This window comes from Streptomyces sp. BV286 (genome assembly GCF_019090165.1).
GTDB lineage: Bacteria > Actinomycetota > Actinomycetes > Streptomycetales > Streptomycetaceae > Streptomyces.
In genome coordinates, this window is sequence record NZ_JAHRIB010000038.1 from 12,896 (window position 1) to 28,358 (window position 15,463).

Here is a 15,463-nt window from a genome sequence, read left to right on the forward strand (position 1 = left end):
GGAAGTCACCGAGTCCGAGGCTCCGGGACGCGCTGGAGCCTGGTGCAAAAGGGAGATGCTCCGCCGTCGATGCGGAGCAATCCGGGAACGGAGTTCTGCGTGGACATCGTCGTCAAGGGCCGCAAGACCGAGGTGCCCGAGCGGTTCCGCAAGCACGTGGCCGAGAAGCTGAAGCTGGAGAAGATCCAGAAGCTCGACGGCAAGGTGATCAGCCTGGACGTCGAGGTGTCCAAGGAGCTGAACCCCCGGCAGGCCGACCGCTCCGACCGAGTGGAGATCACACTTCACTCCCGCGGCCCGGTGATCCGGGCGGAGGCAGCGGCAAGCGACCCGTACGCGGCGCTGGACCTGGCGGCGGACAAGCTGGAAGCACGGCTGCGCAAGCAGCACGACAAGCGGTACACACGCCGTGGCGCCCGCCGGATCTCGGCCGCTGAGGTGGCCGACCACGTCCCGGACGCGGCGACACTCGACGGCAACGGCAGCGTCGTCCATGACGAAGAACCCGAGGCAGTGCCGACCAAGAGGATCGGCCCGCTCGAGGTCAAGGGTGACGGCCCCCTCGTCGTCCGCGAGAAGACCCACGTCGCGTCCCCGATGACGCTCGACCAGGCGCTCTACGAGATGGAGCTGGTCGGGCACGACTTCTACTTGTTCGTCGACTCCGAGACCAAGGAACCGAGTGTCGTCTACCGGCGGCACGCGTACGACTACGGCGTCATCCACCTCAGCACGGACCCGATGGTCGCTCAGGCGGAGCATGCCCCGGCGGGCGGGGTGCTGGGCGGCTGACCGCGCCCGGCGAGCTCCCCCAGCTTCGGCCGGAGGAACCCCCAGTGGTGCCCCTGGAGTGCCTGTGCGCCCCCAGGGGCACCGGTGTGCGACCCCTTCGCGCCCCGCTCTGTCGTCCCGTTGTCGTCCGGGCATGAAATCATGGCCGTACCGGCCTCAACCGGTGCGCTGTCGCCCCGGGTTGGCGACGGCACAGGAACGCAGGCCACGGCCTTCAGGGGGAGGAACCATGGCGGACAGCTTCGGACCGATGCGTGACGAAGATGCCGGCGACGGCGTCGTCGGCATGGGCCCGGACTCGGGCTCCCCACGCAAGGAGCCCATCCGGGTCCTTGTCGTGGATGACCACGCCCTCTTCCGCCGCGGCCTGGAGATCGTGCTCGCCGCGGAGGAGGACATCCAGGTCGTCGGGGAGGCGGGCGACGGCGCGGAGGCCGTCGACAAGGCCGCCGACCTGCTGCCGGACATCGTCCTCATGGACGTACGCATGCCGAAGCGCGGCGGAATCGAGGCGTGCACCTCCATCAAGGAGGTCGCACCCAGCGCGAAGATCATCATGCTGACGATCAGCGACGAGGAAGCCGACCTCTACGACGCGATCAAGGCGGGAGCCACCGGCTATCTCCTCAAGGAGATCTCCACGGACGAGGTGGCCACGGCCATTCGCGCCGTGGCCGACGGGCAGTCGCAGATCAGCCCGTCCATGGCGTCGAAGCTGCTCACCGAGTTCAAGTCGATGATCCAGCGCACGGACGAGCGGCGCCTGGTGCCGGCACCCCGGCTGACGGAGCGCGAGCTGGAGGTCCTCAAGCTCGTCGCGACGGGGATGAACAACCGGGACATCGCCAAGGAGTTGTTCATCTCCGAGAACACCGTGAAGAACCACGTACGGAACATCCTGGAGAAACTGCAGCTGCACTCCAGGATGGAGGCCGTGGTGTACGCGATGCGGGAGAAGATCCTCGAGATCCGGTGAGGGGCGCTCGGCGAAACCGGCCGCTGCGAGGCCGCGGGCCGGACGCGGCCGACGGCGCCCGGGCGGCGAACCCGCACGAGGCCACGGCCCCGCGCCCCCGAAGGGCTACGCGGATCAGCCGACCGTCCGCCTGAGCTCCGCAGCCAGGGCGTCACGCAGTTCCGGAGTGTTCGCACGCTCCACCCGCACGTTCGTGCAGTCCACCCAGCTTGCCGCCTCGGTCAGGGCCTGGGCCACGGCCGGTACCGACTTGGGGCTGTCGACGGTGACCTGCTTGGCCACCAGGGTGGCGCCCTCGCGAGCCGGGTCCACCCGGCCGACCAGACGGCCGCCCGCCAGCACGGGCATGGCGAAGTAGCCGTACACCCGCTTGGGCTTGGGGACGTAGGCCTCCAGGCGGTGGGTGAAGCCGAAGATGCGCTCCGTGCGCGCACGCTCCCAGATCAGCGAGTCGAACGGCGACAGGAGCGTGGTGCGGTGGCGGCCACGCGGGGCCGTCTCCAGCGCCTCGGGATCCGCCCAGGCCGGCTTGGACCAGCCCGCCACGGTGACCGGGACCAGGCCCGACTCCGCGATCACCGCGTCGACCTGCTCGCCCTTGAGGCGGTGGTAGTCGGCGATGTCCGCGCGCGTACCGACACCCAGGGAGCGGCCCGCCAGCCGGACGAGGCGGCGCAGGCACTCCGTGTCGTCCAGCTCGTCGTGGAGCAGCGCGTCCGGGATCGCCCGCTCGGCGAGGTCGTACACCCGCTTCCAGCCGCGGCGCTCCGTGCACACCACCTCGCCGTACATCAGCGCGCGCTCGACGGCGACCTTGGTGCCGGACCAGTCCCACCACTCGCTGGTCCTCTTCGCGCCGCCCAAGTCGGTGGCGGTGAGCGGCCCTTCGGTCCTCAGCTGCTTGATGACCTGGTCGTACGTGCCGTCCGGCAGCGCGTGGTGCCAGTGCGGGCGGGAGCGGTAGGCGCGGCGACGGAAGGCGAAGTGCGGCCACTCCTCGACGGGGAGGATGCAGGCCGCGTGCGACCAGTACTCGAAGGCGTGGGGCCGTGCCGGGGCCGTGCCGTCGGCCGCCGGGGTCCAGTACGCCTCGTCGACCGTCCTGCGGCCCACGGCGCCGAGGCGCGCGTACGGGACGAGTTCGTGCGAGCGGGCCAGGACGGAGATGGTGTCGAGCTGGACCGCGCCCAGATGCCGCAGAACGCCACGGACGCCGCCCCTGCGGTCGGGGGCGCCCAGGAAACCCTGGGCGCGCAGGGCGATCCGACGGGCCTCGTCGGCGGTGAGTTCGGTGGTCGGGCGCGGCAGACTCGTCATGGTCCGCACGATAGGCGGTGCCACTGACAGCAGGCCCGGACCTGGGCCGTCCCATCAGGACCGATGATCAGGTCTCCCGCCGAACGGGAAGGTACGGCGCCGACGAGGGCAGCCCCAGATCCGACGGGAGCAGGGAACCGACCCAGCAGTCACGGCGTACGCCCTTGTTGTTGACGCCGGAGCGCAGGATCCCCTCGACGGTGAAGCCCGCACGCTCGGCGACCGCGCGGGAACCATGGTTGCCCACCTCGGCACGCCACTCGACGCGGTCGACGGCCCGCTGTGTGAACGCCCAGCGGGAGGCCGTGAGCGCGGCCTCGGTGATGTAGCCGTGGCCCCGGTGCTCCTTCGTCGCCCAGAAGCCGATCTCGCCGACTCCCAGGGAGCGCATCGTGATGGCGAGCATGCCGGCGAGTTCACCGCCGACGGGCCGGAAGACACCGAAGGTGAACATCGAGCAGTCCGCCCAACCGTCGGGCGCCATCTGCTCGGTGAAGGCCGTGGCGTGCTCGCGCAGATAGGGCGACGGGATCGTGGTCCAGCGCTGGATGTCCGGATCCTGGACGGCGTCGAACACCGCGTCGGTGTCGTGCGGCCCCACCGTGCGCAGCAGGAGCCGTTCGGAGGTCAGGGTGACGGGGTCCATCGGCCGATTCTGCTCGGGCTTCGACAAGGAAGCCATCACTTTCGCTCTGGGTGAGGCCGCCGTTACCTTTCGTGGCGACAGCGCGGCACCTTCCGCAGCCCCCGCCCGTTGTCCTGATGGCTGTCACATGCAGACCTCCCTGTGCGGTGGGGTCCTCGCTTACGATGGCCGTTGCTCAAGCTGTGATTTGAATCCGTCATTGAAACCGACCGTCCCAGGCCCGACCGGCAAGGAGACAAACCCCCGTGTCCGTCCTCTCGAAGATCATGCGTGCAGGCGAAGGAAAGATCCTGCGCAAACTGCACCGCATCGCGGACCAGGTCAACTCCATCGAAGAGGACTTCGTTGACCTCTCCGACGCCGAGCTGCGAGCCCTGACCGATGAGTACAAGCAGCGGTACACCGACGGCGAAAGCCTCGACGACCTGCTGCCCGAGGCGTTCGCGACGGTCCGCGAGGCCGCCAAGCGCGCCCTCGGTCAGCGTCCCTACGACGTGCAGATCATGGGCGGCGCCGCGCTCCACCTCGGCTATGTCGCCGAGATGAAGACCGGTGAGGGCAAGACCCTGGTCGGCACGCTGCCCACGTATCTGAACGCCCTCTCCGGAGAGGGCGTCCACCTCATCACGGTCAACGACTACCTGGCCGAGCGCGACTCCGAGATGATGGGCCGTGTCCACAAGTTCCTGGGCCTGAGCGTCGGCTGCATCCTGGCCAACATGACGCCGGCCCAGCGCCGCGAGCAGTACGCGTGCGACATCACGTACGGCACGAACAACGAATTCGGCTTCGACTACCTGCGCGACAACATGGCGTGGTCGCAGGACGAACTGGTGCAGCGCGGCCACAACTTCGCGGTGGTCGACGAGGTCGACTCGATCCTGGTGGACGAGGCCCGTACGCCGCTGATCATCTCCGGCCCCGCCGACCAGGCCACCAAGTGGTACGGCGACTTCGCCAAGCTCGTCACACGCCTGAAGAAGGGCGAGGCGGGCAACACCCTCAAGGGCATCGAGGAGACCGGCGACTACGAGGTCGACGAGAAGAAGCGCACCGTCGCCATCCACGAGTCCGGTGTCGCCAAGGTCGAGGACTGGCTGGGCATCGACAATCTCTACGAGTCGGTGAACACGCCTCTGGTGGGCTACCTGAACAACGCCATCAAGGCCAAGGAGCTCTTCAAGAACGACAAGGACTACGTCGTCATCGACGGCGAAGTCATGATCGTCGACGAGCACACCGGCCGTATTCTCGCCGGCCGCCGCTACAACGAGGGCATGCACCAGGCGATCGAGGCGAAGGAAGGGGTGGACATCAAGGACGAGAACCAGACGCTCGCCACGATCACCCTGCAGAACTTCTTCCGCCTCTACAAGCGCCACGACCACAACGGCAAGGAAGTCCCCGGTCTCTCCGGCATGACCGGTACGGCGATGACCGAGGCCGCCGAGTTCCACCAGATCTACAAGCTCGGCGTCGTCCCGATCCCGACCAACCGGCCGATGGTCCGCAAGGACCAGTCCGACCTGATCTACCGCACCGAGGTCGCGAAGTTCGAGGCGGTCGTCGACGACATCGCCGAGAAGCACGAGAAGGGCCAGCCGATCCTGGTCGGCACCACCTCGGTCGAGAAGTCCGAGTACCTCTCGCAGCAGCTCAGCAAGCGCGGCATCCAGCACGAGGTGCTGAACGCCAAGCAGCACGACCGTGAGGCGCCGATCATCGCCCAGGCCGGCCGCAAGGGTGCTGTCACCGTCGCCACGAACATGGCCGGCCGTGGTACGGACATCAAGCTCGGCGGCAACCCCGACGACCTCGCCGAGGCCGAGCTGCGCCAGCGCGGCCTCGACCCCGAGGAGCACATCGAGGAGTGGGCCGCGGCGCTGCCCGCCGCCCTGGAGAGGGCCGCGAAGGCGGTGCAGGCGGAGTTCGAGGAGGTCAAGGACCTCGGCGGGCTCTACGTGCTGGGCACCGAGCGGCACGAGTCGCGCCGTATCGACAACCAGCTGCGCGGCCGCTCCGGCCGTCAGGGCGACCCGGGCGAGTCCCGCTTCTACCTCTCCCTGGGCGACGACCTGATGCGGCTGTTCAAGGCCCAGATGGTCGAGCGCGTCATGTCGATGGCGAACGTCCCGGACGACGTGCCGATCGAGAACAAGATGGTCACCCGCGCCATCGCCTCCGCCCAGTCGCAGGTCGAGACGCAGAACTTCGAGACCCGGAAGAACGTCCTCAAGTACGACGAGGTCCTCAACCGGCAGCGTGAGGTCATCTACGGCGAGCGCCGCCGCGTCCTTGAGGGCGAGGACCTGCAGGAGCAGATCCAGCACTTCATGGACGACACGATCGACGCGTACATCGACGCGGAGACCGCCGAGGGCTTCGCCGAGGAGTGGGACGTCGACCGGCTGTGGGGCGCCTTCAAGCAGCTCTACCCGGTGAAGGTCACCATCGAGGAGCTGGAGGAGGCCGCGGGCGACCGGGCCGGCCTCACCGCCGAGTTCATCTCCGAGTCCATCAAGGACGACATCCACGAGCAGTACGCGGCCCGTGAGGAGCAGCTCGGCTCCGAGATCATGCGTGAGCTGGAGCGCCGGGTCGTGCTGTCGGTCCTGGACCGCAAGTGGCGCGAGCACCTCTACGAGATGGACTACCTCCAGGAGGGCATCGGCCTGCGCGCGATGGCCCAGAAGGACCCGCTGGTCGAGTACCAGCGTGAGGGCTTCGACATGTTCACCGCCATGATGGACGGCATCAAGGAGGAGTCCGTCGGCTACCTGTTCAACCTGGAGGTCCAGGTCGAGCAGCAGGTCGAGGAGGTCCCGGTCGAGGACTCGAAGCCGTCGCTCACCAAGGAGGACTCCGTACCCTCCGGTGGCGGGCGTCCGGAGATCCGGGCCAAGGGGCTCGACGCTCCGCAGCGGCCGGACCGGCTGCACTTCTCCGCGCCGACCGTGGACGGCGAGGGCGGCATCGTCGAGGGCGACTTCACCAACGACGACGAGCCGGTGCGGTCCGAGTCCGACGGCCTCACGCGCGCGGAGCGCCGTAAGCAGCAGAAGGGCGGCCGTCGCCGCAAGAAGTGACGGTTCGCTCCTCGGAGCGAACGCTTGAAGGGCCGGGCACTTCTGTGCCCGGCCTTTCGCGTGGGGCCCGCCCGCGCCCTGTCGCCGCCCGCACGCGGGGGCTCCCGGCCCGGCTCCGGAATGCGCGGGCTGTGGTCCGGGGGAATGCGCGGGCAGAAAGCGGCGACGTCGTCGGCTGCGGGCCGGTGAGGGCTTGGCGCGCGGTTCCCCGCGCCTCTGACTGCCCGCCCGCCGGAGCGGGGCGTTGGAGGTCAGTCCTCGTCCGGGCGGGGCATGCGGGCGCCGCCCAGCTCCACCGCCGTACAGCGCCAGCGGAGGTCCGCGCCCTGCTCCAGACGGAACGCCATGGCGCGGACCTGGTCGCCGGCGCCGATCCGGGCGAAGGCCTCGACGGCGCCCGCGCGGGGCACGTAGTAGCCGATGTCACGGACGACGGGGCGCGTGCCGCGGGTGCGGAGGGGGCCTCGTTCGGCGAGCCAGGCCAGTTCGTCGTAGGCACGGCCCGCCGTGTGCCGCAGCATGCAGTGGACCGGGCGCTGGCCGCTCAGCACTGCGACGAGGCGGTCGGCGAAGAGGTCGGTGGGACGGGGCTGCGGGGGCGGCGTCCTGGGCGGACAGTCGGCGAGGGCGGGGGAAGCCGCCGCAGGCGACGCGCTTGCGGCCGGGACGGCAGACGGCGGGCCGCCGACCGGCGAGGTCCGGGGGACCCTGCCCGACGCGGTCCGCGAGACGACACCGCCCGGGGCGGGCCGTCCGGCGCCGCTGTCAGGTGCGGTCCGCAGGGATCCGTCACGCGGCGCGGTCCGCAGCGATCCGTCACGCGGTGCGGTCCGCAGCGAGCCGTCGTGCGGTGAAGTCCGTGGGGAGCCGTCGCCCGGTACGGTCCGCGTGCCGCCTCCGGCCGGTGTGGGCCGGGACGAGTCGCTGCCAGGTGCCCTCCGGGATGTGCCCGGGGCCGGCGGTGACGTGGTCTGCGAGCGGGTTACGGACTGTGCTGCCGTACGGGGCGCGTACGCGGGCCCCGTGGCGCCGGAAGCGGGGCCGCTCCAGGCCGTGCCCGTCGGATCGGTGCCGTCCGGGCCCGCGGCGGAGCCGGTGCTGCTCCGGGTCGTGCCGGGTGCGCCTGTGCCCGGCGTCGAGCGCGGAGTGGTTCCGCCGGGGCGGCGGGTGTCGTGGCGGACGGGCGGCCGGGAGCCCGGGGTGCGCCTGGTCCTGGTCATCACCTTGTTCACGACGGGGCCCCATTCGGTCGGACCGGCTGATACCGGTCGGTAACTTTCCGTTGGGGATCTTGTACGAGGCCGGGGCGGGCAGCCGCAAGGAAGCCGAGCCCGCGTCGGGGGACCTGAAATGTTCACCTATCAGGGTGACGGGGGAGGCTGGGAGGCATGGCGGGACCGGGGACCACCGGGTGACGGGCGGGGTCCGTGGTGGACGCGGCGGGAAGGTGGGCGCGGACTCGAAAGAGGACGCCCGCACGTATCCTGAAGACCATTCCGGGCGGCGCGAAACCTGCCCCGCCACCATCCTTCGTCCACGGGATCCGCCCGGCAGACCGACCGCGGACTCCCCTTACGAAAGCGGCCAGCCATGCGCGTCTACGTCCCTCTGACCCTCTCCGGTCTCGCCGAGGCGTACAAGACGGGTGAGCTCGGCTCGGGGCCCTTCGACGCGTACGCCGTCACGCCCGCGTTGCGCGAGTGGTATCTCTCCGACGACATCGAGGAACTGGAGTACGCGGCGCTGAGCCGGGCCGCGCTCGCCTCCCTGCGGCTGGTCGCTCTCGATCCCGGGGCCCCGCGCCGACGGGTCGTCGTCGCCGTCGACGTGCCGGACGGGGCCGCGGTCGCCGATCCCGACCGGGGGCTCGACCCCGCGTCGCTCGGGGAGGTGCGCGTCGGCGGCGCCGTGGCGCTCGCCAGGGCCGCGGCCGTGCACGTCGACGCGGACGACGCGGAGGCGGACGTGACGGCGGCCGCCGACGCGCTGGGCGCCGCGGACGGCGGTGACGACGACGGGCAGTTCGTCGTGGACGGCGCCGAGGACCACGAGCTGCTGTGGTTCGCCACGCAGGAGATCCCGAACCTGCTGGGGCTCGGCGGCTGACGCGCTCAGGGGGCGCGTTTCGCGAGGCAGGCGCACGGAGGGCGGGCTCGGGGCTCTCCGGAGGTGTTGTCGGTGGGGCCGGGTACTTTTTGGATATGGGGATGCACGGAGCGACACACATCGTCTGGGACTGGAACGGGACGCTGTTCCACGACAACACGGCAATCATCGGCGCGACCAACGCGGCGTTCGCCGAGATGGGCATGCCGCCGATCACGCTGGAGAGGTACCGGGAGCTGTACTGCGTACCCGTACCGAAGTTCTACGAGCGGCTGACCGGGCGGCTGCCGTCGGACGAGGAGTGGGAGGCCATGGACGTGATCTTCCACCGGTACTACGCGGAGCACCGGGTGGGGTGCGGGCTCACCGACGGGGTGCCGGGACTGCTCGCCGAGTGGGCGTCGGCCGGCCGGAGCCAGTCGATCCTGAGCATGTACGGGCACGACGAACTCGTCCCGCTGGTGCGCGGCTTCGGTATCGAGCCGCATTTCCTGCGGGTCGACGGGCGGACCGGGCCGTCCGGCGGCAGCAAGGCCGAGCACATGGTGCGCCATGTGAGAGCGCTGACGGGAGTGGAGCCTGCCCGCACGGTGGTGATCGGGGACGCGGCGGACGACGCGCTCGCGGCGCGGCACGTGGGAGCGAAGGCCGTGCTCTACACCGGCGGGTCGCACAGCCGGGCCAGTCTCGAAGGGGTCGGCGTGCCCGTGGTGGACACCCTGGAGGAAGCCGTGACGGTGGCCGAGTGGCTGGCGGCGTGAGCGGGGCCCTGGCCGGGCTCAGCACGGACCGAGCGTGAGCCCGCGCCCCCGCCGTCCCTGCATCGCCCCGACGGCGCACGGCCTCGGGCGCACGGAACCGCGCGCTTCCAGGGTGAACCGGACGCGGAGCCTCGGGTGCGGGCCGGCGGTGGCTGGTCGCGCAGTTCCCCGCGCCCCTGGGTGGGCGGCGCCTGAGCCGTTCTCCCGGGCCGGCGGTTCGCGGCCCGTGCGCGATCACGCGGCCGGCCGTCGCGGGCAGCCGCGGATTCGGGTGCGGAGTCGTACCCTGCACAGCCTCCGCCGGAGCGAACTGTGCAGAGTGTCAAAAAGGTGACCCCTCTTTTGTACACATACGGCTCATGACGGGGCCCCCTTCGGGGGCGATAGCCTTGTCCCGTGATCAGCGCGATACGTCGCGGGGGCATCGTCGCCCCTGCCCTGCGCCCGGACCGCACGGACGACATCCGTGACCGGGCGGTCGCTGGTCTTCCCGAGCGGGCAGCCGCGGTACACGCACCGAGAGCAGCGTCACAGCCTCCGGAGCGGCCGAGAATGGCCGATAACGCCCCGCTCATCTCTCATCGCGGCATAGCGTCGGATCAGACCGGACACCCCGCGTCGCGGCGCTACGTCACTTCACGTTCTACGACGTCACGCAACGGCGCGCGACAGGAGCCAGAGGACAATGCAGACCAAGCTGGACGAAGCAAAGGCCGAGCTGCTCGAAAGGGCCGCCCGGGTAGCTGAGAACAGCCCGGTCGGGGGGCACCTACCGACCGGGAAGACGGACGAGAGCACCCCGGACCGGGACACATTGCTCGCGTTCCTCCAGCGCTACTACCTGCACACCGCCCCGGAGGACCTCACCGACCGCGACCCGGTCGACGTCTTCGGAGCCGCCTTCTCCCACTACCGGCTGGCCGAGAACCGCCCGCAGGGCACGGCCAACGTGAGAGTCCACACCCCGACGGTCGAGGAGAACGGCTGGACCTCCAGCCATTCCGTCGTCGAGGTGGTGACCGACGACATGCCCTTCCTCGTCGACTCCGTGACCAACGAGCTGTCCCGGCAGGGGCGCGGGATCCACGTCGTCATCCACCCGCAGTTCGTGGTGCGGCGCGATCTCACCGGCAGGCTCGTCGAGGTCCTCAGGACCCGGCCCACCGGCGACCTCCCGCACGACGCCTCCGTCGAGTCGTGGATCCACGTCGAGATCGACCGCGAGACCGACCGCGCCGATCTGAAGCAGATCACCGCCGACCTGCTGCGGGTCCTGTCCGACGCCCGCGAGGCCGTCGAGGACTGGGAGAAGATGCGCGACTCGGCGCTGCGCATCGCCGAGGAACTGCCCAAGGAGCCCACCGCCGACGATCTGCGCGACCAGGAGGTGGAGGAGGCCCGCGAGCTGCTGCGCTGGCTCGCCGACGACCACTTCACCTTCCTGGGGTACCGCGAGTACGAGCTGCGCGACGACGACTCGCTGGCGGCCGTCCCCGGCACGGGGCTCGGCATCCTGCGCTCCGACCCGCAGCACGGCGGCGAGGAGAGCCACCCGGTCAGCCCGTCCTTCGAGCGGCTGCCGGCCGACGCCCGCGCGAAGGCCCGCGAGCACAGGCTCCTCGTCCTCACCAAGGCGAACAGCCGCGCCACCGTGCACCGGCCGTCCTACCTCGACTACGTCGGCGTGAAGAAGTTCGACGCCGACGGCAACGTCGTCGGGGAGCGGCGCTTCCTGGGTCTGTTCTCGTCCGCCGCGTACACCGAGTCGGTGCGCCGCGTGCCCGTCATCCGCCGCAAGGTCCAGGAGGTCCTGCGGGGCGCCGGGTTCTCGCCCAACAGCCACGACGGCCGTGACCTCCTCCAGATCCTGGAGACGTACCCGCGCGACGAGCTCTTCCAGACCCCGCCCGACGAGCTGCGGGCGATCGTCACCTCCGTGCTCTACCTCCAGGAGCGGCGGCGGCTGCGCCTCTACCTGCGCCAGGACGAGTACGGGCGCTACTACTCGGCGCTCGTCTACCTGCCGCGCGACCGCTACACCACCGGTGTGCGCCTGCGGATCATCGACATCCTCAAGGAGGAACTGGGCGGCATCAGCGTCGACTTCACCGCCTGGAACACCGAGTCGATCCTCTCCCGGCTGCACTTCGTGGTGCGGGTCCCGCAGGGCACCGAGCTGCCGCAGCTCAGCGACACCGACAAGGAGCGCATCGAGGCGCGGCTCGTCGAGGCCGCCCGCTCCTGGGCCGACGGCTTCGCCGAGGCACTGAACGCGGAGTGCGGTGAGGAGCGCGCCGCCGAGCTGATGCGCCGGTACGGGCACGTCATCCCCGAGGGCTACAAGGCCGACCACAACCCGCGCACCGCGGTCGCCGACCTGGTCCGTCTGGAACAGCTCGGCGACGGCAAGAACTTCGACCTCAGCCTGTACGAGCCGGTCGGCGCCGCCCCCGGGGAGCGCCGCTTCAAGATCTACCGCACCGGGGAGTCGGTCTCCCTCTCCGCCGTCCTGCCGGTCCTCACCCGCCTGGGCGTCGAGGTCACCGACGAGCGTCCGTACGAGCTGCGCTGCTCGGACCGGGCGTCCGCGTGGATCTACGACTTCGGTCTGCGGCTGCCCAAGTCGGGCAGCGGCGCCGGCGACCACCTCGGCGACGACGGACGCGAGCGGTTCCAGGAGGCCTTCGCGGCGACCTGGACCGGGCACGCGGAGAACGACGGCTTCAACTCCCTCGTCCTGAGCGCCGGGCTGAACTGGCGGCAGGCGATGGTGCTGCGCGCGTACGCCAAGTACCTGCGCCAGGCAGGCTCGACGTTCAGCCAGGACTACATGGAGGACACCCTCCGCAGCAACGTCCACACCACCCGGCTGCTCGTCTCGCTCTTCGAGGCCCGCATGTCACCGGACCGGCAGCGGGCGGGCACGGAACTGACCGACGCCCTCCTGGAGGAACTGGAAGCCGCGCTCGACCAGGTGGCCAGCCTCGACGAGGACCGGATCCTGCGCTCCTTCCTCACCGTCATCAAGGCGACCCTGCGCACGAACTTCTTCCAGGAGGCGGGCGGCGGCGTGCCGCACGACTACGTCTCCATGAAGTTCGACCCCCAGGCCATCCCGGACCTTCCGGCGCCGCGTCCGGCGTTCGAGATCTGGGTGTACTCGCCGCGGGTCGAGGGCGTGCACCTGCGCTTCGGCAAGGTCGCGCGCGGTGGTCTGCGCTGGTCCGACCGGCGTGAGGACTTCCGCACCGAGATCCTCGGGCTGGTCAAGGCGCAGATGGTGAAGAACACCGTCATCGTGCCCGTCGGCGCCAAGGGCGGCTTCGTCGCCAAGCAGCTGCCGGACCCGGCCGTGGACCGCGACGCCTGGATGACCGAGGGCGTGCGCAGCTACAAGACGTTCATCTCGGCGCTGCTCGACATCACCGACAACATGGTGGCCGGCGAGGTCGTGCCCCCCGCCGACGTCGTACGGCACGACGAGGACGACACCTATCTGGTGGTCGCCGCGGACAAGGGCACGGCGACGTTCTCGGACATCGCCAACGGGGTCGCCGAGTCGTACAACTTCTGGCTCGGGGACGCCTTCGCCTCGGGCGGCTCGGCCGGCTACGACCACAAGAAGATGGGCATCACCGCCCGCGGCGCCTGGGAGTCCGTCGAGCGGCACTTCCGGGAGCTGGGCGTCGACACGCAGACCCAGGACTTCACGGTCGTGGGCGTGGGCGACATGAGCGGTGACGTGTTCGGCAACGGAATGCTGCTCTCCGAGCACATCCGCCTGGTCGCAGCCTTCGACCACCGGCACATCTTCATCGACCCGCGCCCGGACGCGGAGACGTCGTACGCCGAGCGCCGACGGCTCTTCGAGCTGCCGCGTTCCTCCTGGGCCGACTACGACAAGGAGCTGCTGTCGCAGGGCGGTGGCATCTTCCCCCGTACGGCCAAGGCCATCCAGCTCAACAGCCACATCCGCGAGGCCCTGGGCATCGAGGGGAACATCGCCAAGATGACCCCCGCCGACCTGATGCGGGCCATCCTCGCGGCACCGGTGGACCTGCTGTGGAACGGCGGCATCGGTACGTACGTGAAGGCCTCCACCGAGACGCACGCGGACGTCGGCGACAAGGCCAACGACGCCATCCGCGTGGACGGCGCGGACCTGCGGGTCAAGGTCGTCGGCGAGGGCGGCAACCTCGGCCTCACCCAGCTCGGCCGCATCGAGTTCGCGCAGGCCGGCGGCAAGGTCAACACCGACGCCATCGACAACAGCGCGGGCGTGGACACCTCCGACCACGAGGTGAACATCAAGATCCTGCTCAACGCGGTGGTGGCGGACGGCGACATGACCGTCAAGCAGCGCAACAAGCTGCTCGCCGAGATGACCGACGAGGTCGGCTCGCTGGTCCTGCGCAACAACTACGCGCAGAACACGGCGCTCGCCAACGCGCTGGCCCAGTCGCCGAGCATGCTCCACGCCCAGCACCGCTACCTGCGGCACCTGGTGCGCGCGGGCCACCTCGACCGGGCGCTGGAGTTCATGCCCACCGAGCGGCAGATCCGGGAGCGGCTGAGCAACGGGCACGGCCTGACCCAGCCGGAGACGGCCGTCCTCCTCGCGTACACGAAGATCACGGTCTCCGACGAGCTGCTGCACACGTCGCTGCCCGACGACGCGTACCTGCGCAGCCTGCTGCACGCGTACTTCCCGACCGCGCTGGGCCGGCAGTTCGCCGAGCAGATCGACAACCACCCGCTGCGACGCGAGATCGTCACGACCGTGCTGGTCAACGACACGGTCAACACCGGTGGTACGAGCTTCCTGCACCGCCTGCGCGAGGAGACCGGGGCGTCGCTCGAGGAGATCGTCAGGGCGCAGACCGCGGCCCGCGCGATCTTCAACTCCAGCGCCGTGTGGGACGCGGTCGAGGCGCTGGACAACACGGTCGACGCGGGTGTCCAGACCCGGATCCGGCTGCACTCGCGCCGGCTCGTCGAGCGCGGTACGCGGTGGCTGCTCAACAACCGGCCGCAGCCGATCCAGCTCGCCGAGACGATCGACTTCTTCCGCGACGGGGTCACGCAGGTCTGGGGCGAGCTGCCCAACCTGCTGCGGGGCGCGGACCTGGAGTGGTACCAGCAGATCTACGACGAGCTGTCCGGGGCCGGGGTGCCGGACGAGCTGGCGCAGCGGGTGGCCGGGTTCTCGTCCGCCTTCCCGACGCTCGACATCGTCGCGGTCGGTGACCGTATGGGCAAGGAGCCGATGGATGTCGCGGAGGTCTACTACGACCTCGGTGACCGGCTGCGGATCACCCAGCTCATGGACCGGATCATCGAGCTGCCGCGGGCGGACCGCTGGCAGTCCATGGCCCGGGCGTCCATCCGGGAGGACCTCTACGCGGCGCACGCGGCGCTCACCGCGGACGTACTGGCCGTGGGCAACGGGACGTCCACGCCCGAGCAGCGGTTCAAGGCGTGGGAGGAGCGGAACGTGGCGATCCTCGCGCGTGCGCGGACGACGCTGGAGGAGATCCGGGGGTCCGAGTTCTTCGACCTGGCGAACCTGTCCGTGGCGATGAGGACCATGCGGACGATGCTGCGGACGCATTCGTAGCCGACCGCGATGTGAGGAGGGGCGCCCTGTGGGTCGGGGCGCCCCTTTTCGTCGCCCCGACACCCTTTCGGGCGGAAAGCGCGGCAACCCGCGCAGCTCACCCGACATCTACCTGAGTGGCCCCCAACCGGCCTACATCCCGTACAGGGTCCGACAATGGGC

General features: G+C 70.2%; 9 protein-coding genes. 6 read left to right on the forward strand and 3 right to left on the reverse strand.

From position 1 onward, the window contains the following. Window positions 1–99: 99 nt before the first annotated feature. The gene (hpf, locus tag KUF83_RS05415) at window positions 100–792 is read left to right on the forward strand and encodes a ribosome hibernation-promoting factor, HPF/YfiA family (RefSeq protein WP_374105983.1); all 693 of its coding nucleotides are present in this window, start codon (window positions 100–102) and stop codon (window positions 790–792) included. A 229-nt stretch (window positions 793–1,021) separates the two neighbouring features. Continuing rightward, window positions 1,022–1,768: a response regulator transcription factor gene (locus KUF83_RS05420; RefSeq protein WP_217453395.1), complete on the forward strand. Its 747-nt coding sequence runs from the start codon at window positions 1,022–1,024 to the stop codon at window positions 1,766–1,768. 114 nt (window positions 1,769–1,882) lie between these two features. On the opposite strand, the gene KUF83_RS05425 is transcribed toward KUF83_RS05420, so the two are convergent. Beyond that, on the reverse strand, window positions 1,883–3,085 hold the full coding sequence (locus KUF83_RS05425) for a winged helix-turn-helix domain-containing protein (RefSeq protein WP_217453396.1): 1,203 nt from the start codon (window positions 3,083–3,085) through the stop codon (window positions 1,883–1,885). A 67-nt stretch (window positions 3,086–3,152) separates the two neighbouring features. Further along, complete coding sequence (locus KUF83_RS05430) at window positions 3,153–3,731, reverse strand: GNAT family N-acetyltransferase (protein WP_217453397.1); 579 nt, start codon at window positions 3,729–3,731, stop codon at window positions 3,153–3,155. Between the two features lie 245 nt (window positions 3,732–3,976). Here KUF83_RS05430 and secA point away from each other — a divergent pair, with 245 nt between their 5' ends. Next, window positions 3,977–6,817: a preprotein translocase subunit SecA gene (gene secA / locus KUF83_RS05435; protein ID WP_217453398.1), complete on the forward strand. Its 2,841-nt coding sequence runs from the start codon at window positions 3,977–3,979 to the stop codon at window positions 6,815–6,817. Window positions 6,818–7,068: 251 nt separating this feature from the next. Here secA and KUF83_RS42935 read toward each other — a convergent pair whose 3' ends face one another. Then, window positions 7,069–8,037, reverse strand: coding sequence for an Rv3235 family protein (locus KUF83_RS42935; protein WP_374105982.1), 969 nt, complete (start codon window positions 8,035–8,037; stop codon window positions 7,069–7,071). Between the two features lie 370 nt (window positions 8,038–8,407). On the opposite strand from KUF83_RS42935, the gene KUF83_RS05445 reads away from it, so the two are divergent. The 3 genes from KUF83_RS05445 (at window position 8,408) to KUF83_RS05455 (ending at window position 15,301) form a co-directional block, all read left to right on the forward strand. Then, entirely contained in the window at window positions 8,408–8,923 is a 516-nt protein-coding gene (locus tag KUF83_RS05445; RefSeq protein ID WP_217453399.1) for a hypothetical protein, read from the forward strand. Window positions 8,924–9,018: 95 nt separating this feature from the next. Then, window positions 9,019–9,684 (forward strand): HAD family hydrolase, encoded by a 666-nt coding sequence (locus KUF83_RS05450; RefSeq protein WP_217453400.1) that lies wholly within the window; start codon window positions 9,019–9,021, stop codon window positions 9,682–9,684. A 685-nt stretch (window positions 9,685–10,369) separates the two neighbouring features. Then, on the forward strand, window positions 10,370–15,301 hold the full coding sequence (locus KUF83_RS05455) for an NAD-glutamate dehydrogenase (RefSeq protein WP_217453401.1): 4,932 nt from the start codon (window positions 10,370–10,372) through the stop codon (window positions 15,299–15,301). Window positions 15,302–15,463 lie beyond the last annotated feature (162 nt).